The 20,761-nt window shown below is 33.1% G+C and carries 20 protein-coding genes and 1 other annotated feature; of the genes, 13 read left to right on the top strand and 7 right to left on the bottom strand.

Annotated elements, in window-relative coordinates; all coding sequences use genetic code 11:
* Positions 1-282: 282 nt before the first annotated feature.
* Positions 283-810 carry a gamma carbonic anhydrase gene (locus BM319_RS16640; RefSeq protein ID WP_069034736.1) on the bottom strand — a complete coding sequence of 176 codons (528 nt, stop codon included), beginning with the start codon at positions 808-810 and terminating at the stop codon, positions 283-285.
* A 153-nt stretch (positions 811-963) separates the two neighbouring features.
* On the opposite strand from BM319_RS16640, the gene tbcS reads away from it, so the two are divergent.
* A complete protein-coding gene (gene tbcS, locus BM319_RS16635) occupies positions 964-2,058 on the top strand; it encodes a tetraprenyl-beta-curcumene synthase (RefSeq protein ID WP_069034735.1) in 1,095 nt (364 codons plus the stop codon).
* Positions 2,059-2,155: 97 nt separating this feature from the next.
* Here tbcS and BM319_RS16630 read toward each other — a convergent pair whose 3' ends face one another.
* The gene (locus BM319_RS16630; protein WP_069034734.1) at positions 2,156-3,319 is read right to left on the bottom strand and encodes a cation:proton antiporter; all 1,164 of its coding nucleotides are present in this window, start codon (positions 3,317-3,319) and stop codon (positions 2,156-2,158) included.
* 976 nt (positions 3,320-4,295) lie between these two features.
* On the opposite strand from BM319_RS16630, the gene BM319_RS16620 reads away from it, so the two are divergent.
* On the top strand, positions 4,296-4,724 hold the full coding sequence (locus BM319_RS16620) for an RND transporter (RefSeq protein ID WP_091023716.1): 429 nt from the start codon (positions 4,296-4,298) through the stop codon (positions 4,722-4,724).
* A 217-nt stretch (positions 4,725-4,941) separates the two neighbouring features.
* Complete coding sequence (locus BM319_RS24775) at positions 4,942-5,106, top strand: hypothetical protein (RefSeq protein WP_175403519.1); 165 nt, start codon at positions 4,942-4,944, stop codon at positions 5,104-5,106.
* Positions 5,107-5,188: 82 nt separating this feature from the next.
* Here the strand turns inward: BM319_RS24775 and BM319_RS16615 are convergent, their stop codons facing one another.
* The 3 genes from BM319_RS16615 to mnmL all read right to left on the bottom strand — a co-directional run bounded on the left by BM319_RS16615 (position 5,189) and on the right by mnmL (position 7,399).
* Positions 5,189-5,665 carry a hypothetical protein gene (locus BM319_RS16615; protein ID WP_069034731.1) on the bottom strand — a complete coding sequence of 159 codons (477 nt, stop codon included), beginning with the start codon at positions 5,663-5,665 and terminating at the stop codon, positions 5,189-5,191.
* Positions 5,666-5,864: 199 nt separating this feature from the next.
* Positions 5,865-6,440, bottom strand: coding sequence for a tRNA 5-(aminomethyl)-2-thiouridylate-methyltransferase MnmM (gene mnmM, locus BM319_RS16610; protein WP_069034730.1), 576 nt, complete (start codon positions 6,438-6,440; stop codon positions 5,865-5,867).
* Complete coding sequence (mnmL, locus tag BM319_RS16605) at positions 6,437-7,399, bottom strand: tRNA modification radical SAM protein MnmL/YtqA (protein WP_069034729.1); 963 nt, start codon at positions 7,397-7,399, stop codon at positions 6,437-6,439. The genes mnmM and mnmL overlap by 4 nt, the downstream gene beginning before the upstream one ends.
* Positions 7,400-7,592: 193 nt before the next feature.
* On the opposite strand from mnmL, the gene BM319_RS16600 reads away from it, so the two are divergent.
* The 6 genes from BM319_RS16600 to BM319_RS16575 all read left to right on the top strand — a co-directional run bounded on the left by BM319_RS16600 (position 7,593) and on the right by BM319_RS16575 (position 13,246).
* Positions 7,593-7,856 carry a DUF2524 family protein gene (locus BM319_RS16600; protein ID WP_069034790.1) on the top strand — a complete coding sequence of 88 codons (264 nt, stop codon included), beginning with the start codon at positions 7,593-7,595 and terminating at the stop codon, positions 7,854-7,856.
* Between the two features lie 61 nt (positions 7,857-7,917).
* Positions 7,918-8,067 (top strand): glycogen biosynthesis protein GlgD, encoded by a 150-nt coding sequence (locus BM319_RS16595; RefSeq protein ID WP_254664619.1) that lies wholly within the window; start codon positions 7,918-7,920, stop codon positions 8,065-8,067.
* A 219-nt stretch (positions 8,068-8,286) separates the two neighbouring features.
* Complete coding sequence (locus tag BM319_RS16590; protein ID WP_091023714.1) at positions 8,287-9,489, top strand: MDR family MFS transporter; 1,203 nt, start codon at positions 8,287-8,289, stop codon at positions 9,487-9,489.
* A 65-nt stretch (positions 9,490-9,554) separates the two neighbouring features.
* Positions 9,555-9,771, top strand: a binding site (T-box leader).
* A gap of 79 nt (positions 9,772-9,850) precedes the next feature.
* A complete protein-coding gene (gene leuS / locus BM319_RS16585) occupies positions 9,851-12,268 on the top strand; it encodes a leucine--tRNA ligase (RefSeq protein ID WP_069034726.1) in 2,418 nt (805 codons plus the stop codon).
* Positions 12,269-12,532: 264 nt separating this feature from the next.
* A complete protein-coding gene (locus BM319_RS16580; protein ID WP_254664613.1) occupies positions 12,533-12,829 on the top strand; it encodes a rhodanese-like domain-containing protein in 297 nt (98 codons plus the stop codon).
* A gap of 201 nt (positions 12,830-13,030) precedes the next feature.
* Positions 13,031-13,246 carry a DUF2553 family protein gene (locus BM319_RS16575; RefSeq protein WP_069034724.1) on the top strand — a complete coding sequence of 72 codons (216 nt, stop codon included), beginning with the start codon at positions 13,031-13,033 and terminating at the stop codon, positions 13,244-13,246.
* A 234-nt stretch (positions 13,247-13,480) separates the two neighbouring features.
* On the opposite strand, the gene BM319_RS16570 is transcribed toward BM319_RS16575, so the two are convergent.
* Entirely contained in the window at positions 13,481-14,752 is a 1,272-nt protein-coding gene (locus BM319_RS16570) for a BaiN/RdsA family NAD(P)/FAD-dependent oxidoreductase (RefSeq protein WP_069034723.1), read from the bottom strand.
* A 151-nt stretch (positions 14,753-14,903) separates the two neighbouring features.
* On the opposite strand from BM319_RS16570, the gene BM319_RS16565 reads away from it, so the two are divergent.
* Complete coding sequence (locus BM319_RS16565; protein ID WP_069034722.1) at positions 14,904-16,523, top strand: putative polysaccharide biosynthesis protein; 1,620 nt, start codon at positions 14,904-14,906, stop codon at positions 16,521-16,523.
* A gap of 204 nt (positions 16,524-16,727) precedes the next feature.
* Positions 16,728-17,450: a pseudouridine synthase gene (locus BM319_RS16560; protein ID WP_091023712.1), complete on the top strand. Its 723-nt coding sequence runs from the start codon at positions 16,728-16,730 to the stop codon at positions 17,448-17,450.
* Between the two features lie 82 nt (positions 17,451-17,532).
* Here BM319_RS16560 and BM319_RS16555 read toward each other — a convergent pair whose 3' ends face one another.
* Positions 17,533-17,733 carry a DeoR family transcriptional regulator gene (locus tag BM319_RS16555; protein ID WP_056473526.1) on the bottom strand — a complete coding sequence of 67 codons (201 nt, stop codon included), beginning with the start codon at positions 17,731-17,733 and terminating at the stop codon, positions 17,533-17,535.
* 307 nt (positions 17,734-18,040) lie between these two features.
* Here BM319_RS16555 and pepV point away from each other — a divergent pair, with 307 nt between their 5' ends.
* Together pepV and BM319_RS16545 are read left to right on the top strand one after the other, a co-directional pair.
* Positions 18,041-19,444 (top strand): dipeptidase PepV, encoded by a 1,404-nt coding sequence (pepV, locus tag BM319_RS16550; protein WP_069034720.1) that lies wholly within the window; start codon positions 18,041-18,043, stop codon positions 19,442-19,444.
* Between the two features lie 129 nt (positions 19,445-19,573).
* Positions 19,574-20,761, top strand: coding sequence for an MFS transporter (locus BM319_RS16545; protein WP_175495631.1), 1,188 nt, complete (start codon positions 19,574-19,576; stop codon positions 20,759-20,761).

Raw genomic sequence — 20,761 nt, 5'->3', positions numbered from 1 at the left:
GGATTTAAATAGAATCTTTTGTAAATGAATAATTTAGATATGTAAATTTTTATTAAACGGATAAGCGGGGAGGGTTAAGGTAGCTGGGACAGTCACATCTGTCTGAGAGTGCAAAAGACAGCTAATTCAAGATAAAATATTGAGCAGAAAGCAAAAAAAATGAAAGAATTAACCCTAAAATAAATTCAGGGAAAATAAAAAGAGAAGGCATAAATTCCTTCTCAGTGTGGAAATACAAAACTTGATTTTTATATTGTTTTATAGAAAAATCCTCAATTTCAATTATTTTGACTGATTTTCTTCTTCTACCTTTTTATAGAATTGTCCTTTTTCAATATATTCTCTACGAATTCGATCCATATCAATGATGTCTTCCTCTGTTAATTCACGTACTACTTTAGCAGGTCTACCAAACGCTAATGTGTTAGGAGGTATTATTTTTCCTCCAGGAACTAAGCTACCTGCACCAATCATTGCACCTTCACCGATTTCAGCACCGTCTAAAACGATTGATCCCATACCAACTAATGCATTCTTTTTAACTGTACAACTATGTAAAATAACACTATGTCCAATTGTTACGCCATCTTCTAAAATTAGAGGGCATTTTGGACTTTGGTGGAGAACAGATAAATCTTGAACATTTACATCATTTCCAATGATTGTATCATTAACGTCGCCACGAATTACTGCACCAAAAAATACACTACTATTTGCTCCAATTGTGACAGAACCGGTAACAGTTGCAGTTGAAGCGATAAAAGCTGATGGTTCGATTTTGGGTTGCTTCCCTTTGTATGGTAATATCATACTATACCGTTGCCAAGAAAAATGAGATGATTGTTTAGTTGAAATTGTCTAAACAACAAGGCAACGTAGTTCACCTCCATAATATTTACTTCAATATGAGTATAACTTATTTAAACAATATGTAATAAATGAAAAATAGGGAGGAGTGAAAAAATGTCACTACCTAAAAATCCGATCCAATTAATGCCGAAAGTTTATAAAGCTGTTTTTCCTTTAGTGCATCAGGAATTGAACTATTGGAGAAATTTTGCAATGACAATCCCAGATCCAGAACTTAGAAAACAAGCATTAATGAGTATCGATACAAAAACATTCCATTGTGAAGGTGGTGCAATTTTAGCATTACTTTCTGAAAAGAATTTGAAACCAGTAATAGAATTTATCGTTGCATATCAAACGATTAGTGATTACTTAGATAATTTATGCGATCGAAGTACTTCGCTTGATCCAGTTGATTTTGAAGCACTACATGAGTCAATGATTGATGCAGTAAAATGCCAAAAATCCGATCAAATGTATTATCGCTTCCGAGAAGAACAAGACGATGGTGGATATTTAAGCGCACTAGTTTCAAAGTGTCATAGTAGTTTAAATCAATCGAAGCATTATGAGGGAATTAAAGAGTACTTAGTTCAACTTGCTGATTATTATTGTAAGTTACAAATACATAAGCATGTAAAAAAAGAAGAGCGAGTGCCTAGATTAACAAAATGGTTTGAAAAATATCAACCAGAACTTTCTGACTTAGAATGGTATGAATTTTCTGCGTGCGCAGGTTCAACTCTTGGGATTTTTTGTTTAGTTTCTTATTCATTTAATGAAATGATTACTGAAAAATTATTTGAACAAGTCTATAAGAGTTATTTTCCTTATGTACAAGGACTTCATATACTACTAGATTATGTAATTGATCAAAAGGAAGACGAGGAAGGCGGAGATTTAAATTTCTGCAGTTATTACCCGTCTAAAGATGTCATGTTAAATAGGATTGAGTATTTTTCAACGAAAAGTGATCAAGCCTTAAAAGATTTAAAAGACTATCGTTTTCATCGAATGATATGCCAAGGGTTACTAGGCATTTACTTAGCCGACAAAAAAATGGCAGGACCTGATGAGATGAAAAGGATAAGAAGAGGGATTGTTAAGAACGGTGGCTTAACATCATTCTTTTTCTATGGAAATGCTAAGTTATATTTTAAATTAAAAGAGTTAAAGGCGAGTAATAGAAGAGTGAAGGAATCGGTTTAAAAGGTAAGCACCACGCTGGCAAATAACTATGAAAACTGAGTGTTTGTACTCAGCAAAAAAAGGATCGTTAATTTCAAACGATCCTTTTTTGCGTTTATTAATTTATAGCTTCACTTTTTTTATTTAAAGTTTCACTCTTTTCAGAGAAAAATAACTTCATAAGTGGTGGAGTTACAATTGTTGTGATTAATACCACTATAACAAGGATCGCAAACATTTCCTTAGTTAATAGATTATTTGCTAAACCTGTTGATGCCATAATCAGTGCAACTTCCCCACGTGACACCATGGCTGAACCAATACCGAGTGAATTTTTAGTTGGAAATCCCGCTAGTTTTGCTCCTAGTGCTCCACCAATTAGTTTCGTTAAAATAGCAATGATACTTAAAATAATAATAGTTGGAATCGAATGACTTAACCCCGTAAATTGAACTGATACTCCAATTAAAGAGAAAAAAACAGGTACAAATACAGAGTAAGCAATCGTTTCGACCTTTTCAAAAACTTCTTGTTTAAACTTAGTAACAGATATCGAAATTCCAGCGATATAAGCTCCGATTATTGCAGCAATCCCTGTTTGATCTGCAAAAGCTGAGAATAAGAAGCAAACTATTAATGCAGCAGAGATTAGCGTTTCTGATACATTTAGTTTTATAAACTTTTTTAGGAACCAAGGGACAATCTTCCAACCGATTAATATGGCAAATGTAAAAAATATAAACTTTTTCAATAAAAGAATTGGTAAACTAACGGCGCTACCACTGAAACTCATTACAAATGCTAATGCTATGATGACAACAATATCATCAATTACGGCAGCACCTAAAATTGTTGCTCCATCTTTTGTTTTAAGTTTACCCATTTCTTTTAAAGTAGCCACCGAAATACTTACACTAGTTGCAGAAAGAACCAGCCCTAAAAAAATAGCTTCAAATTGACTTAAGTTTATGGAGATTCCATAAAGATAACCTGAGAGTAATGGGAATAGTATTCCGAGTACCCCTACATAAGATGAAGCTTTCCCAGTTCGTTTAAATTCATTAAGATCAGTTTCTAGACCTGCAATAAACATAAGTAAAATGACGCCAATTTCGCTCATTTCATGTAATGTTTCTGTTTCAGTAATGATTCCCAGAACAGCTGGCCCTAGTATAATCCCTATTAATAGCTTTCCTAAAACTGCAGGCTGACCAAGCTTTGTACTTAAATCCCCAAAAACTTTAGAGGCAATTAATATAATCGCAAGTTGCACATAAAGCATAAATTCATCTCCCGTCTGATCGCAAAAAAAAGAACCTGCCACGATAGGGTAAGTAAAGTATTACATACTTATCCCTATCGTGACAGGCTCCTCCGAACAATGCATTAAATTTAATCTAAGTATAAACTATATTTGAATTAGAAAACAAGCCTAAGTATTAAAGTGGTAACAATTACATAGAAAATTAGTTTAATAGAATTAATAAGATAAGTGAAATAAAATAAGCAAAATGAAGGAATATAAACGATATGGCACTTTTAATTTTTCGAAAAAACAACATATGTTTTAGTACAAAAGAGTGTAAAAAAATTAAAATCATACTCCCGAAGAAGCCATAAAAATACCCATAAATTACCCAAAGAGTCATCTGATTTACTTGTGAAGATTCTGTATGAAATCCTCTATATAATGAAACAAGGTAAAAAATTGACCAGTAATTGATGAACGCAATTAATCCAATTAATAATAATATCCAATTCGAATTCCGTAAAATGAACTGAAAAACATTACGAAATATTTTATTCAAATTGTTTAGGTTTGTAGTCAACTCTTCACGCCCCTAGAGTTGGTTTATCTCAATTAACTACGAACTTGTTTGTATGAACAAATCAATTAAGTGGTTATATCTTTACATAATATTCAGTTGATTCCATGAATACGCCGTAATTAGATATTATTAATAATTTTTTGTGAATTTGGGGATATGTTCTTAATAAAAAAATGAACGTCTGTTTAATAAAATTCATTACTAAACAAGTTATTTAAACAAAGGCTCTGTTAAAGAAGATTGTTGATATTCTTATTGAACTAACTGGCAGTTTAGTTGAACAATGAAAGAGGAGAAAACAACTTTTTATAGAATTAATAATTGTAAAAAATTGGTAAAAATTATTTTTCGAGATGGATATACAATTATTTTAAATTTTTATACCGGAGGCTTTTATGGGAGAAGAATTATTTAATTTAGGAGGATCAAGTGAAGAATAAAAACACATTAAAAATGGTAAACTGGGTTATTTTTATCCTAGTTATGTTTGTAGGGGCTGTTACAGTAATCCTCACAGTCTATGAATTAAATACTAGACCTCTTACCACTTTTGGTGAAGAGGCACAATCTCGTATGGAATTTCGTTGGGGCTTATTACATACAATCATTTCGATTGCGATACTAGTCATTTCGACTTCATTAGCAATAGGTTGGAAACGATTATTTCCTTTTAACGTACCTGTAGCGATAATAATGGCTGGCTTTTGTTATGAATTATTTTTTCTAACATTCACCGTTGGATGGATTGGTATTCAAGGGATGGTTGGTTTTTTTATCGCTTTCTTTATAGGGATGATTTTAATAATATCTTATTTCGTTTCCAATCTTATTGAACGTAGTAAGAGCATTAAAGGTTAACTTATTCCATTTTCTTATTCAACTAACTAATGCGCTAGTTACATAAGAAAAAGCAGAATCTTCTACATGGAGATTCTGTTTTTAAAATAAAGGTTAAGTATTACGATTATACTTTGTTGCTCTTTTAAGTTCTTCAACTTCATCATTAGACAATTTTTCTTTACCAGTAAAGTGATCAATTATTTTATACAATCATTAGTGAGAGGAGGTTATTTTAATGACTGAAAATACGAAACAGGATGGTTTATTAAAAGGTGTAGTAAAAGGTCTCAAAGAAGGATTAACATTTGGTTCGGTTTTAGATCCAGATATGAGCCAAAAAAAAGTTGAAGAAACACGTGAATTTTCTACAAAAGAAAAAACAGTCTTTTTTAGTACGTAAAAATCAACATTTTATTTTAACAGAGCCTAAACAAAAAAAGAGGCCCAATAAGTATAATGACTTAAGGGGCACTCTTTTAAATTTAATTTTTAGTTGGTTCAATTTGAGTAAATATATCTCGATGAACTCTTTTCATTTCTTCAAAAAATTGCTCACGTTTAATATTATTATTATCTAATATTTCTTTAAATGAATTTGTTTTACCTTTTTGAGCGATGATATTTTCCAAAGGTTTATTTGAAAGTTTTGAGACAACTGCGATAAATATTAATTTCTTCATTTCCATTTTATGTTGCTCTACAGCTTTATTTATATTAGCTTCAGGTTGGTTTAAATAATTTGAAATATACTTAACAACTTCTTTTTTGTGGTTTTCTAACATTTTATTTGCTTTGTGATGGTGATGATGTCTATGATGCTCACCATCATCAGTTGTCGCATCATGATCATGATGTGGATGGACATAATAATTTGCTGCCGCGATGTTTTCGGCATTTACTGTGATTGTACTAAGTGTAAAAAGACTAACTACTGCACCTGCAAAAATTGCTTTTTTCATTTTGAAAACCTTCTTTCTTTTTTTTGATTTTTTTATCTTTACCAATTTTTCAAGAAAAATTTACCATTAATGAAATTTTAATGAATTTTTAAGGTGTTTATAATGGTTATGAGGGGATCAGAATAAAATTCTATAATTGTACTTTTGAATAATTGGGGAGACAACATAAAAAAACTGTCTAAAATTAGACAGTTTTTTTTTAAGCTCTTTTTTCAATTGCTAATATAAAAGGAGGATTATTTGCTTGATTAATAAATCGATAAGTTAATACATGAGCCAAGTCTTGGGGGATGTTTTGAGCAAAGTTCATTAATGCATCTTTTTCAATTTCTCCGCCTTCATGTCCATGATAAATCACTACTACGATAATCCCTTCTGGGGCCATCATTTCAAGTATTTGTTCTATTGATGAAATGGTAGATTCGGGTACTGTTACAACTGATTTATCACTACCAGGTAAATAACCAAGATTAAAAATTGCACCTTTTAATTTCTCGTGTAACGAAGCTGGGATTGCTTTTTTTACTTCTGCATGACTTGTTTGCAAAAGTGTAACTTGATTGCTTAAATTTTCATTATTTATTCTTTCAGTCGTCTTTTGAATCGCTAGTTCTTGGATATCAAATCCGTATACATGACCAGTTTCACCAACCAATTTTGCTAAAAATACTGTATCATGACCATTACCTATTGTGGCATCAATGGTAATATCACCTTCTTTAACAGTTGATTGGAGAAGCTTTCTAGCATACGGTAAAATACGATCTAGAATCATGTTAATTCTACTCGATTATTTGCGTATTTACCTTGCCAGCTATTTCTGCGTTCAAACTCACGATCAATTGCATTTAGTACTTCCCATTTCTTTAAGCTCCACATTGGTCCGATTAATAAGTCAGGTGGACCGTCTCCAGTAATACGATGTACGATTACATCACTTGGAATGATTTCAAGTTGATCAACGACTAAGTTAATATATGCGTCAAAATCCATGAATTCAACTAGTCCTTTTTCATATTGCTTCATCATTGCAGTACCTTTTAATAGGTGAAGTAAGTGAATTTTAATTCCTTGGATATCAAGTTTAGCAACTTCCATTGCAGTTTCCATCATCATTTCTGGAGTTTCAAGAGGTAAACCATTAATAATATGTGAACAAATACGGATGTTGTGCTTTCTTAATTTTTCTACGCCTTCTACGTAGGTTTTATAATCGTGTGCACGATTAATAATATTTGCAGTTTTTTCATGAACAGTTTGTAATCCTAGTTCAACCCATAAATAAGTTCGTTTGTTTAAATCTGCAAGATATTCAACAACATCATCTGGTAAACAATCCGGTCTTGTTGCGATTGATAAACCAACAACACCTTCTTGCTCTAAAATTGGCTCGAACTTTTGTTTTAATACTTCTACTGGTGCGTGAGTATTTGTATATGCTTGGAAATAGCCTAAGTATTTTCCGTTTTGCCATTTCTCATGCATTTTATCTTTTATTTTATGAAATTGAGTTACAACATCTTCAGCTCGATCTCCTGCAAAGTCTCCTGAACCAGATGCGCTACAAAAAGTACAACCTCCAAACGCAACTGTACCATCTCTATTTGGACAATCAAATCCTGCGTCGATTGAAACTTTAAAAACTTTTTCACCAAAGTGTTGTCTTAAGTGATAATTCCATGAATGATATCTTTTATGATCTATTGTATATGGAAAAGGATTGTTTTTTGTCATTCCTCATCCCTCCCTTAATTTAAGTCAATATTATCGATTTTATCATGCTCTATTAAGAAAACCAAATGGAAAAACCTTTCTTATTTGTAAAGAAATTATTGTACTCTGATTGAAAGGTTCGGAAATACTATCCTTGAGGTAACCTACATATCGGATACTTCATTAAAGTCTCAAAGGAGGTATTTTCTTGGGAATAACAGATCGCAATTTCGGACAAGAACAAGTACAACAAGCGCAACAAGCCTATGATTATGCAGTGCAACAATTAGAAATTGGCATGCGACAAGAGCATTTTAACGGAATCGAGTATTCTGAAGCACAGGCAGGGCTTGAACAAGCAATTATGCAGTTAGAAAAAGTTGAAAACCTTGCAAATTTAGAAAATAGAGATGAATTTAATCGTTTACGTAGACAATTAACAAAGCTACAACATCAAATGATTATTACTCCGCACTAAAGGAGATTAGAATATGCAAGAATACGTTCAAGAATATGCAATCCTTGGGAGGAATCCAAAAGTGGTAAAAAAGAAATCAAAAAGTAATAACCCTGAACAAACAACAAAGAATCAAACGAAAACAGAATTCTCAGGTGAACTTTCAGCTGTAGATCAAGTCAAAATGAATAACGCTAAAAAAGGTCAACCACAAAGATCAAAGCAGGGGTAAGGTAGAAAAAGGGAAAAGGAAGGCATGCCTTCCTTTTTTTATTTCATTTGGTAATTTTTGGGTTATGTGGTGCTTTTCTAATATTTTCTAGGTTTTTTGGCCTTGTTATCTCTCCTCACTCAAAGCATGCCTCTTGAAAGTAGGTCGATTCTCCTCTACAATTAATGAGTTAATGAGATAAAAATAGATAAAAAGGGACAGCTTTGAGGGGAGTAAGGGATGCCAAAAAAACTATGGTTTTTGTTAATCGGTATGATTTTAAATGTAACAGGTAATTCTTTTTTATGGCCATTCAATACAGTATACATCCATATATATTTAGGAAAGTCCTTGTCTGTTGCGGGGCTTATTTTAATGTTTAATTCATTGGCCGGTGTATTTGGTAATATGCTAGGAGGCTGGCTTTTTGATAAATTTGGGGGATATAGGTCAATCCTTACTGGTATTAGTATTACGTTTTTGTCAATATTAGGTTTGGTTATTAATCATTCTTGGGCATATTATAGTTTTTTCTTCGTAATATTAGGATTTGGTGTTGGTATTGTATTTCCATCAATGTATGCAATGGTTGGAGCGGCATGGCCAGAGGGTGGTCGTAAAGCTTTTAATGCAATTTATGTAGCTCAAAATCTTGGCGTGGCGATTGGTACGGCGTTAGGTGGAGTTGTTGCTGCCGCTAATATTAATTATATTTTCTCCGCTAATTTGCTATTATATATTATTTTCTTCTTAGTCGCTTTATTTGGATTTAGAGATATTGGAGTACCTAATGAAATAAAAGAAACTTCTCAAGTGGAAAAAGCAGAAAAACAAAAATTTTCATTTACTCCTTCAATGAAGGCTTTGATGATTGTTTGTTGTGCGTATGTTTTATGTTGGTTAGTTTATGTGCAATGGCAAACTACGATTGCTTCAGAAATGCAAAATCTACACATGGGCTTAACAAAATATAGCCAATTATGGACTGTAAATGGTTTACTTATTGTTATAGCTCAACCTGTAATATCAACTGCTATTCGCAAATATGATTTAAGTATGAGAAAGCAAATGTTATTTGGAATTGGATTCTTTATCGTTTCGACTATTTTTGTAAGTACTGCTGAACAGTTCTCAATGTTTATGACTGGTATGATCATCTTAACGATTGGAGAAATGTTCGTATGGCCTGCAGTACCAACAATTGCAAACATGCTTGCTCCAAAAGATCGTATAGGAATGTATCAAGGGATTGTAAATAGTGCAGCGACGGTTGGAAGAATGTTAGGACCTGTTATAGGTGGAGCACTCGTTGATACATTTAATATGAGAGTATTATTTATCATTTTAGTTGTCTTTTTATTAATAAGCATGGTTTTCTCTGTGCTCTATGAAAGATTAGCTAAAAAAGTAGTAAAAGCTGAAAATCAAACTTTTGCTTCTTAAAAATAGGCGATGTATAATTGACCTTTTTCTTTGGTTATAATAAAATGGTATAAATTAAATCTAAATGATCGGCAATGATTGGGAATAGTAGTGAATATGAAGAGGTTTAGAGAGTTGACGGTTGGTGAAAGTCAATCCATTCTATTCATGAACTCGCCCATAAGCCACATTTGTGAACGGTTTTAACCAAGTAATAAATGTCGTGTTCCACGTTACGGAAACAAGTGAATGTATTTTTACATTAATTTGGGTGGTACCGCGGGAAATCCTCTCGTCCCTTTTGGGACGGGAGGATTTTTTTATTTGTAGACCGCTAGGGCCACAGCCGAGCCATTTATACATGAAAAAAGGAGGCAATAATATGAGTTTTAATCATGGTTCTATTGAACAGAAATGGCAGAAGTATTGGTTAGAAAATAAAACGTTTAAAACGACTGACGATACAAGCAAGCCGAAATTTTATGCACTTGATATGTTCCCTTATCCATCTGGAGCGGGATTACATGTGGGTCATCCAGAAGGGTACACAGCTACTGATATCCTTTCAAGAATGAAAAGAATGCAAGGCTATAATGTACTTCATCCAATGGGGTGGGATGCATTTGGTCTACCTGCAGAACAATATGCTTTAGATACTGGGAATGATCCAGCTGAATTTACTGAAAAGAATATTAATACTTTCCGTAATCAAATTCAGGCACTAGGATTTTCATATGATTGGGATCGTGAAATTAATACGACTGATCCTAATTATTACAAATGGACGCAATGGATTTTCCTAAGAATGGTTGAAAAAGGATTAGCTTATGTAGATGAGATTCCAGTTAACTGGTGCCCAGCTCTTGGTACAGTTTTAGCTAATGAAGAAGTAATCAATGGGAAAAGTGAGCGCGGAGGACATCCGGTTGAGCGTCGTCCAATGAAGCAATGGATCCTAAAAATCACAGCTTATGCTGATAGATTATTAGAAGATCTAGAAGAATTAGATTGGCCAGAAAGCTTAAAAGAAATGCAACGCAACTGGATTGGCCGTTCTGAAGGTGCTGAAGTTTACTTTAATGTTGATGGATTCGATGAAAAAGTAACAGTATTTACAACACGTCCTGATACATTATTCGGTGCAACTTATGTAGTATTAGCTCCAGAACATGATTTAGTTAATCAAATTACAACAGCTGATCAAAAAGATGCTGTTGAAGCATACATCGATTCAGTTAAATCGAAAAGTGATCTAGAGAGAACTGATTTAGCCAAGGATAAAACAGGTGTTTTCACAGGAGCATATGCAATTAACCCTGTAAATAACGAAAAGCTTCCAATTTGGATTGCTGATTATGTACTTGCAAGCTATGGAACTGGTGCAGTTATGGCAGTACCAGGACATGATGAGCGCGATCACGAATTTGCAGTTAAATTTAAATTACCAATCGTTGAAGTTGTTGAAGGTGGAGACGTTCAAAAAGAAGCTTACGCTGGAGATGGCAAACATGTTAACTCTGATTTCTTAAACGGTTTAAATAAACAAGAAGCTCTTGAAAAAATAATAGATTGGTTAGATTCTTCAAAATCAGGTGAGAAAAAAGTTACGTATCGTCTACGTGATTGGTTATTCTCTCGTCAAAGATATTGGGGAGAGCCAATTCCAGTAATTTTCTGGGAAGATGGTACTATGACAGTTGTTCCTGATGAGGAATTACCATTAATTCTTCCAAAAACAGAAGATATTCGCCCAAGTGGTACTGGAGAGTCACCATTAGCGAATATTTCTGAATGGGTTAATGTAGTTGATCCAGTAACAGGTAAAAAAGGAAGACGTGAAACAAATACAATGCCACAATGGGGCGGAAGTTGCTGGTATTACTTACGTTATATTGATCCAAATAATAACGAAGCAATCGCAGATTCTGAATTACTAAAGCATTGGTTACCAGTTGATGTATATATTGGGGGAGCAGAGCATGCAGTTCTTCACTTACTATACGCTCGTTTCTGGCATAAATTCCTTTATGATTTAGGTGTAGTTCCTACAAAAGAGCCATTCCAAAAGCTATTCAACCAAGGAATGATCTTAGGGGAAAATAATGAAAAAATGTCTAAGTCTAAAGGGAACGTTGTAAATCCTGATGATATCGTTGCTAGCCATGGTGCTGATACATTACGTTTATATGAAATGTTCATGGGGCCATTAGATGCATCAATCGCTTGGTCAGAAAATGGATTAGATGGTTCTCGCCGTTTCTTAGACCGAGTATGGCGTTTATTTGTTACAGATAATGAAGAGCTTTCAGATAAAATTGTAGAGGGTGCTACTTCTAGCAGTCTTGAAAAAACATATCACCAAACAGTAAAGAAAGTAACAGAGGACTTTGAAGGTTTACGCTTTAACACTGCAATTTCACAAATGATGGTGTTTATTAACGAAGCATATAAAGCTGACCAATTACCAAAAGAAATGGTAGAAGGTTTTGTAAAATTAATAGCACCAGTAGCTCCTCATATCGGTGAAGAACTTTGGAGTAAGCTAGGTCATAGTGATTCAATTGCATATGCTACATGGCCAGCATACGATGAAGCTAAACTTGTAGAAGACGAAATTGAAATCGTAGTACAAATTAATGGTAAAGTAAAAGCGAAATTACTTGTTGCAAAAGATGCTTCTCGTGAGCAAATGGAGCAAATTGCATTATCAGACGATGCAGTTAAGGAACAAGTTGAAGGCAAAACTGTTCGAAAAATCATTGCTGTACCAGGTAAATTAGTAAATATTGTTGCTAACTAAATAGTTAATTCGAAAAAACCTCTTTTGAGGTTTTTTCTTTGTTTACTATTGATTTTTTACCACCCAAGTCCTTTTATGGGTAAGTAAATTTCGAGATATTACTTTTCTACTAACTTATGCACCCTTTTTGCGAGTTAGTAAATTTCATCAATTTGCTTAATTACTAATTCATCCTCGCCATCAAGGTGGAAAGAATGAAACGTACTTTTTGCATAGAAAATAATTAGTTGTTAAGATGTTGCTATAAAGAAAGGATGAGCAATGATGAATACGATTTCTGCAAATGAAGTTAAAGAGCGTTTAGAATCAGGAGAAACGCTATTTTTAGTAGATGTACGAGAGGACTATGAGGTTGAGTATGGGAAAATTCCGGAAGCAGTTCATATTCCAATGGGGCAAATTCCTAGCAAATTAGATGTTTTTAATAAAGAATTTGAATACATTTTTATTTGTAAGGCAGGCGTTCGAAGTGAGAATGTTTGTGAGTATTTAAATGAGCTAGGCTATAAGGCGATCAACATGGAAGGTGGAATGATGGCCTGGGAAGGCGAGATCAAATAAAAAAATTTATCTGTATCGATATTTTGTCTACCTACCTGAAATCCAACGTTTTTGTTGGATTTTTTTATTTATTTGGTTTAATTTAGGCTAATGTTTTTTAATATAAGGAATATTAAGCACGTGAGTTGTGACATATATTAAAGTAGAACCTCATATATTTTTTCATTGAGGTCTTTGCTTGTTAGAAAGGAGGGGGTTGATTTGCCTAAAACATTAAAAATTGATATTACCGATAAAATAATTGGTAAATTTAAAGATGGGCATATGGAGTTGTATTCTTCAAAGTATTTAATTGGAAAGTTTTACTTTAAAGACTTAAAACAATCTTTCCAATTGGCAGATGGGTATGTTGAAGAGGATGGACGATTCTATTTATTAGTGAACTTGCAACACGAACAATCGAACGCTCGCCTTTGACCTTAAATTAGGGACGGTGGATTTGTGCCAAAGAAAAATATAATAATTGAAAAGCATAAGTTAAAACTAGAAAATCAGTTTGATTGTTTTTCGAATACAACTATGGCAATAAGCTTGGCGAATAACAGTTTTACTTTTATAAAGTTTCTTAAGAATCAATCCTTATGCTTTTCGATATGTAAAGATTATAGGACCTAGCGAAAAAATGTATTCGTTCGGTCCTTTGTTTATTTCTTAAAAATTAGTTTGAGAGTAATCCGCAGCTGATGCTCCTGCTAATCTACCAGTTACCAAAGCAGCGGTAATATTATAGCCACCAGTGTAACCGTGAATATCTAATATTTCTCCACAAAAATAAAGGCCATTCATGATTTTAGATGACATTTCTTTTGGATGAACTTCCTTTGTTGAGACGCCACCACCTGTAACGAAGGCTTTTTCAATTGAAAGAGTTCCGTTTACTATAAATGAAAAGCCCTTAAATAATTGGACAAGCTCTCTTAATTTCATCGTAGCAATTTCATTACAAGGAGTTGCCTCATCAATTCCACATTTTGAAAGCAGAAATAGTAAATATCTTTCAGGTACATAACCTTTAAGAACGTTCTTAATCGCTTTTTTAGGTTCTTCTTTTAGAATTCTGTTTACGTCTTGAAATAATGACTCCTCGTTTTGCTCTGGGAAACAATCAATCGCAACTGATACATTTTTTGTTTTAAACTTTTGTTGTACTTTATATACAAATTGGCTACAACGTAGTGCGGCAGGGCCCGAAATTCCAAAATGAGTAAAAAGCATGTCCATTTTATGGGCGATCACTTTTTTGCCTTTTGGATTTAATACACTTAATTCAATGTCTCTTAATGCAAGGCCTTGAAGTGATTTATTTTGAATAAAATCTTCACTTGAAGTTATAGGTACTTCTGTCGGAAAGAGTTCAGTTATTGTATGACCAGCTTTTTTTGCCCAAGCATATCCATCACCTGTCGATCCTGTGTGTGGAACAGATTTACCACCTACTGCAAGGACAACACTTTTTGAGTGAATGACTGTTCGATCATCCAATATGATTCCGACTACTTTACCATTTTCATAGAGTACGTCTTTAACAGTTCGATTGGTCTGAATATCTACATGATGTTTTTTTAGTTTTTGCATTAATGCATTTAATACTGATTTTGAGTCATTTGATACAGGAAACATTCTCCCGTGATCCTCTTCTTTTAATGCGACTCCCATGTTTTCAAAAAACTGTATAATATCCTCGTTATTATAGATAGAGAATGCACTATATAAAAATCGGCCATTTCCAGGTATATGTTTAATAACTTCCTCTATAGGTAAGCGATTTGTTACGTTACAACGACCACCACCTGATATAAGGAGTTTTTGTCCTAATTTAGTTCCTTTTTCAAGTAAAAGTACTTTAGCTTTGTTTTCAGCAGCGCTAATTGCAGCCATCAGACCAGAAGTTCCGCCACCAATTACAATCACGTCATAAACCATTATTTCACTACTTTCGTTACAAATTTCTTTTAGTCAGTTTACCATTATTTCAAGTAAGCTCCAACTTCTTATCATTTTTTAATTTTTTCTTTGTATATGATATGGTAAGATAGATTAGTTAGTTTGATCGAGAATTGGTAGGAGGCAGTTTATGTCAGATTCAAAATTGCTACGAGGTACCTTCATATTAACTGCTGGTACGTTTTTAATAAAATTTCTAGGAATGATTTATACATTCCCTTTTTATGCGTTAGTTGGTTCAAAAGGGTCTGCATTATATAATTATGGTTACGTTCCATATACTTTGTTTATCAGTATAGCTACTGCAGGTGTTCCGTTAGCTGTAGCAAAGTTCGTTTCGAAGTACAATGCTATTGAAGAATATGAAACAAGTAGAAGGCTTTTTCATGCAAGTCAGCTACTCCTAATATGTACAGGTATATTTTCGTTTTTAACGTTATATATCATAGCACCTTATATTGCACCTCTTATGATTCCAAAGGATACAAAAGGTAATAGTGTAGAAGATGTAGTTTCAGTTATGCGAATAGTAAGTACTGCATTAATATTAGTACCTTCTCAGAGTTTATATAGAGGTTTTTTCCAGGGGCATCAATCAACAGGCCCAACTACTGTATCCCAGTTAATTGAACAAATTGTACGTATTGTATTTACGCTAGTTGGAAGTTATATCATTCTAAAAGTTATGGGTGGAACCATTACTCAAGCAGTAGGGTTATCGACGTTTGCAGCTACAATTGGTGCTGTAGGTGGTATTTTAAATTTACTATGGTATTGGAGAAAGCGAAAAGTTCATTTAGATGAACTTCTTCCAAAATCAAAAGGATTAATCTATCCTACTAAATTAGAAATGTTTAAAGAATTATTTTCTTATTCAATTCCATATGTCTTTGTTGGACTTGCTATCCCGTTATATCAATTAGTGGATCAGTTTACTTATAATAGAGCAATGGAAGCAATAGGATTAAAAGATATTGCAGAGAATACTTATGTAATGTTTTCATACACAAGTCACAAACTAGTTATGATTCCTGTTTCATTAGCAACGGCATTTGGTTTAACACTTGTTCCTGCTATAACTGAAGCATTCGTAAATAAAAATCATAAAAAGCTACAAAGTCAAATTACCCAAACCTACCAGGTTGTATTCTTCCTAACTCTTCCTGCTGTAGTAGGTATCTCAGTTTTGGCTGAACCAATTTATAGTGCATTTTATCAAAAAAGTACACTTGGTGGAAGTATACTAGGCTTTTATGCTCCAGTAGCTTTATTGTATTCACTTTTCACGGTAAATGTAGCGATTTTACAAGGTTTAGATAAACAAAAATATGCGATTATTGGTTTAATAGGCGGAGTAATATTAAAAATTGTTTTAAATGTACCATTAATTTATGCATTTAAAACATATGGCGCGGTATTAGCGACCGGATTAGGCTATTCATTTTCAATCGTATACAATTTCTATTATATTCGTAAAAATGCGCAGTTCTCTTTCAATAAAGTGTTTAGAAGGATTATCTTTATGATTATCTTATCTGGCTTAATGGCCGGAGCGGTTTATGCTGTAGAATACTTATTAGGATTCTGGTGGACTTATAAAGATGGTCGAATGATTTCAATGTTCCTTGTCATCATTGGAGCAATTGTAGGGTCTATTGTTTATTTAGGGGTTGCGTACAAATTAAACTTATTTGAAATTATTTTAGGAGCTCGTTTAAAGAATCGTTTTAAGTTTGGAAAAAGAGGATAAAAATATATGGTGAACCTTCTTTTTAGTGGTTCACCTTTTTTTACACATTAAGAGTGTTTAAATTGACAGCGGAGAGGAAAACGACGTAGAAGCTGATTTTCAAGAATTAAATATAAATGCAACTACGTCTCTGACTTCGCTAAAAAAGCTCGCTAATCGGCGAGTTTTCTTAAACTTTTATTTAGAAAGAAAAGGTGCTAATGAATGAGAATTGATAAAATTTTAGCCAATATGGGATATGGCAGTAGGAAAGAAGTAAAGTCTTTATTAAAACAAGGTGTTGTAAAAATTGGAGATAATGTTGTAAAAAGCCCAAAAGAGCATGTTGATATTGAACAGCAAGTTGTAACGGTTAATGGTGAGGTAGTAGAGTATAAAGAGTTTGTTTATTTAATGATGAACAAACCACCAGGTGTTATATCTGCTACAGAAGATTCGGAGCATGAAACTGTAATCGGATTATTAGAATATGAAGATATCATTTTCGAGCCATTTCCAGTTGGACGTTTAGATAAAGATACTGAAGGATTGTTATTAATAACGAATGATGGTTATTTAGCACATCAATTACTTTCTCCTAAAAAACACGTACCAAAGAAGTATTATGCTACGATTGATGGAGTAGTAACTGAAGCTGATATTAAAGCATTTGAAAAAGGCGTAACACTAGAGGATGGTTATTTAACGAAACCTGGTTATTTAACAATTCTTAAATCAGGAGAAGAATCTGAGATCGAATTAGTTATTATGGAAGGTAAATTCCATCAAGTGAAAAGAATGTTTGAAGCAGTAGGAAAGAAAGTTACTTACTTAAAAAGACTTGAGATGGGTCCTTTAAAGCTAGATGAAGATTTAGAGTTAGGTGAATATCGAGAATTGACTGATGAAGAGATTGACCTATTAAAGTCGGTTAACGAAGAGAAATAAATTTAATAGAGAGCCAAAAGAAAAACAAAAACCCTTGATTAGACGTCAGACAAGACAATCATAGGTTTTTGTTTTTCTTTTTTTACGAAGAAGCTTTTACTTTTTTCCCTGTTACGGCCCATTTTCCCCTACTTGGACTATAAACTAGATTATTAAACTCTAAAATGTTTAAATCTCGTTGGATTGTTCTAGGTGTAATACCAAACTCCTCCACTAGGTCTTTTGTAGAAACGGTGCCATTTTCACTAATATACATGTAAATGGCTTTAATTCGAGTCAGCATTCGAGAAGTTCCAGAATTCAAAAAACCACTCCTTTACCTACCGCATTGTTTCATAACAGGTTAGTTAAGTATATTACTAGTTAAGCTTATATTTTCATTTTACTCTTTTTCAGTAGTTTCATAACGAAATTTATGAAAATAATACAAAAATTTAATGAAAATTTGCGCAAACGTAATCATTTTGCAAGTTTAAGGTAATATATTCTACAAAGAGTGTCATATTCCTTCTTTTTTCGTTCCATTTATGAATAAATTATGTTTAAATTTTAAAAGATGTTAAACTATTTATATTAAAGGAGGTATTTCTATGACACAAATTAATTGGATGGAAGAAGTTTTAAAACGTAAAGAAGATTATTTAAAACAAACGATTGAACTTCTTAATATTGAAAGCGTTTATGATGAAGCGACAATTACAAAAGAAGCACCTATGGGTAAAGGTATTAATGAAGCACTTACATACATGTTAAATTTAGGTGAAAAAGACGGGTTTATTCCAAAAAATGTTGATGGATATGCTGGTCACTTAGAAATGGGAAGCGGAGAAGAACTAGTAGGAATTCTTTGTCACTTAGATGTTGTACCTGCTGGAGATGGCTGGTCTCATGATCCATTTGATGCAATTATTAAAGATGGAAATATTTATGCACGAGGCGCAATTGATGATAAGGGTCCTACAATGGCTGCTTATTATGCAATGAAGATTGTTAAAGAATTAGGTTTACCAATTAATAAACGTGTACGTATGATTCTTGGAACAGATGAAGAAAGCCAATGGCGTTGTGTTGATCACTACTTTGAAAAAGAAGAAATGCCAACAATGGGCTTTGCACCTGATGCGGATTTCCCGATTATTTACGCTGAAAAAGGGATATTGGATATTAATTTCAAACAAGTGCAGTTAAATGAAGATAACGAGAGTGAATATAAATTAGTTTCATTCTCTTCAGGTAGAAGAGTAAATATGGTACCTGATTATGCAAAAGCTATCGTTTCAGGACCTAACTTTGATCAAGAAGCATTTACAAAACATATTAGTGAGTTAGGATGTAAAGCTGAAGTTACTGAAGAAAATGGAAACCAAGTTTTAGCAGTAGAAGGCGTTTCAGTACATGGAATGGAACCTGATAAAGGTAAGAATGCGGGTATTGCATTAGCAAGCTTTTTAAATCAATTTGAATTTAATGTTAATGCTGATCGATTCTTAAAGTTTATCGTTGAAAACTTTAAAGGTGACTCTCGCGGTAAAAACATGGGCGTTGCGTTTAATGATGATATTACTGGTGATTTAACAATTAATTTAGGAATTATGCAATACGAAGAAAATAATGGTGGTTCATTTGGCTTAACTTTACGTTATCCAGTGACAACTGATATTGACTTTGTTATTTCAACACTTACTGAACGTGGAAGTAAATATAGCTTTGAATTTAATGAAATTAAAAATTCGAAGCCTCACCATGTTCCAAAGGATCACCCATTAATTCAAACTTTACAAAAAGTATATGAAGAGCAAACGGGTGAGGAAGCAACATTGTTAACAATCGGTGGTGGTACTTACGCACGTTCATTAAGTGCAGGTGTAGCTTTTGGACCATTATTCTTAGGGAAACCGGAAGTGGCTCATCAAAAAGACGAATATGCTGAAATTGATGATTTATTAAAAGCAATTGCAATTTATGCACAGTCAATTGCTGAATTAGTTAAGTAATGATAGTTTTAGACTGATTAAACGACCGATTTATTGAGACAATAAGGTGAAGCGAGCGTTTATCGGTTAGTGAGTAAGGGGAGATGATTTCCTCCCCTTTTTTATGTATTTTAGGAGTTGAGAATAATTTTGAACACATTAAAAGCACGTAAAAATAGCATCTTACTAATTTTTAAGAGCTATTATTTTTGTTTATTTTTTGCAATAGGATCACTAGGGCCTTTACTTTCTTCTTACTTTAAAAATGTGTTGGATTTATCAACTTCACAAATTGGAATATTAATGTCTCTAACACCAATCGTTGCTATTTTTTCACAGCCTCTATGGGGTATGGTTAGTGACATGACGCTTAATCCTAAAAAAATGTTGCTTATAGCGCAAATCTCCACAATCGTAATTGCACTTTTCTATTCTACAATCACTTCGTATGGCATGCTTTTATTTGTTGTCATCATGTTATCAATGACACAAAGTGCTTTAATTCCTCTTTCAGATAGTATTGCTCTGAATTATGTCCAAAAAATTGGTGGGAATTATGGAGCTATTCGATTATATGGCTCAATTGGTTTTGCTCTTGCTGTATTAGTTTCAGGAAGATTAGCTGAAGTTTTTGGTTTAGTCATTATATTTTTTGTATTTGCATTTTGTATTTTAGTCGGTCTAGGTATTTCAATCTTTATTCCTAACGCTATGACAATTAGTAAAAGGGAGCCCATCTTAAAAGGAGTCCCGATTTTGCTATCTAATAAAAGATTTTTATTATTTTTAATTTGTGCTTTTTTAGTTTTTGGACCAATTAGTGCAAATAATACTTACTTCGGTTTATATATTCAATCTTTAGGTGGAACATTAACAGGTGTTGGTATAGCATTCCTAATTTCTGCAGGTAGTGAAGCACCATTTTTGCAAGTAGCTAAGAGATTAATTAATCGTTTTGGGATATATAATATATTAATTGCAACCGCTTTAGTATCAGCTTTAAGATGGTATTTTTATTTTACAAATCCTCCGCTTTCGATTCTTTTTTTATCTTGTCTTACACAAGGACTATCGGTTGGATTATTTATACCTGCAGCTCTCCAGTTTGTAAGAGATCAAGCACCGGATTCTTTAAAAGCAACGGCTGTTACAATTTATTCTGGTTTAGGTTTAGGGTTAGGAGAATGGTTCTGTACTTTTATAAGTGGATTTATATCAGAGGCATTTTCAATTAAAGCAATTTATATTTTATTTGGTTCTCTTAGTATAGTTGCAGTTGGAATCATGCAATACTTAAAAAAGGATTCTAACATAAAAGATAAAAAGGAGATTGCGTAA

Source organism: Bacillus sp. UNCCL81 (assembly GCF_900112535.1).
GTDB lineage: Bacteria > Bacillota > Bacilli > Bacillales > Bacillaceae_G > Gottfriedia > Gottfriedia luciferensis_B.
The sequence above is the reverse complement of the archived record's forward strand: the minus strand, read 5'-3'. Positions and strand labels throughout refer to the sequence as shown.

Bases quoted from the DNA above. Each gene is read 5' to 3' on its own strand.
- BM319_RS16590 (WP_091023714.1), top strand. From the start codon at position 8,287: ATGCCAAAAAAACTATGGTTTTTGTTAATCGGTATGATTTTAAATGTA.
- BM319_RS16580 (WP_254664613.1), top strand. From the start codon at position 12,533: ATGAATACGATTTCTGCAAATGAAGTTAAAGAGCGTTTAGAATCAGGA.
- BM319_RS16560 (WP_091023712.1), top strand. From the start codon at position 16,728: ATGAGAATTGATAAAATTTTAGCCAATATGGGATATGGCAGTAGGAAA.
- mnmM (WP_069034730.1), bottom strand. From the start codon at position 6,440: ATGATTCTAGATCGTATTTTACCGTATGCTAGAAAGCTTCTCCAATCA.
- BM319_RS16555 (WP_056473526.1), bottom strand. From the start codon at position 17,733: ATGCTGACTCGAATTAAAGCCATTTACATGTATATTAGTGAAAATGGC.
- BM319_RS16565 (WP_069034722.1), top strand. From the start codon at position 14,904: ATGTCAGATTCAAAATTGCTACGAGGTACCTTCATATTAACTGCTGGT.
- BM319_RS16570 (WP_069034723.1), bottom strand. From the start codon at position 14,752: ATGGTTTATGACGTGATTGTAATTGGTGGCGGAACTTCTGGTCTGATG.
- BM319_RS16630 (WP_069034734.1), bottom strand. From the start codon at position 3,319: ATGCTTTATGTGCAACTTGCGATTATATTAATTGCCTCTAAAGTTTTT.
- BM319_RS16615 (WP_069034731.1), bottom strand. From the start codon at position 5,665: ATGAAAAAAGCAATTTTTGCAGGTGCAGTAGTTAGTCTTTTTACACTT.
- tbcS (WP_069034735.1), top strand. From the start codon at position 964: ATGTCACTACCTAAAAATCCGATCCAATTAATGCCGAAAGTTTATAAA.
- pepV (WP_069034720.1), top strand. From the start codon at position 18,041: ATGACACAAATTAATTGGATGGAAGAAGTTTTAAAACGTAAAGAAGAT.
- BM319_RS16640 (WP_069034736.1), bottom strand. From the start codon at position 810: ATGATATTACCATACAAAGGGAAGCAACCCAAAATCGAACCATCAGCT.
- leuS (WP_069034726.1), top strand. From the start codon at position 9,851: ATGAGTTTTAATCATGGTTCTATTGAACAGAAATGGCAGAAGTATTGG.
- mnmL (WP_069034729.1), bottom strand. From the start codon at position 7,399: ATGACAAAAAACAATCCTTTTCCATATACAATAGATCATAAAAGATAT.
- BM319_RS24775 (WP_175403519.1), top strand. From the start codon at position 4,942: ATGACTGAAAATACGAAACAGGATGGTTTATTAAAAGGTGTAGTAAAA.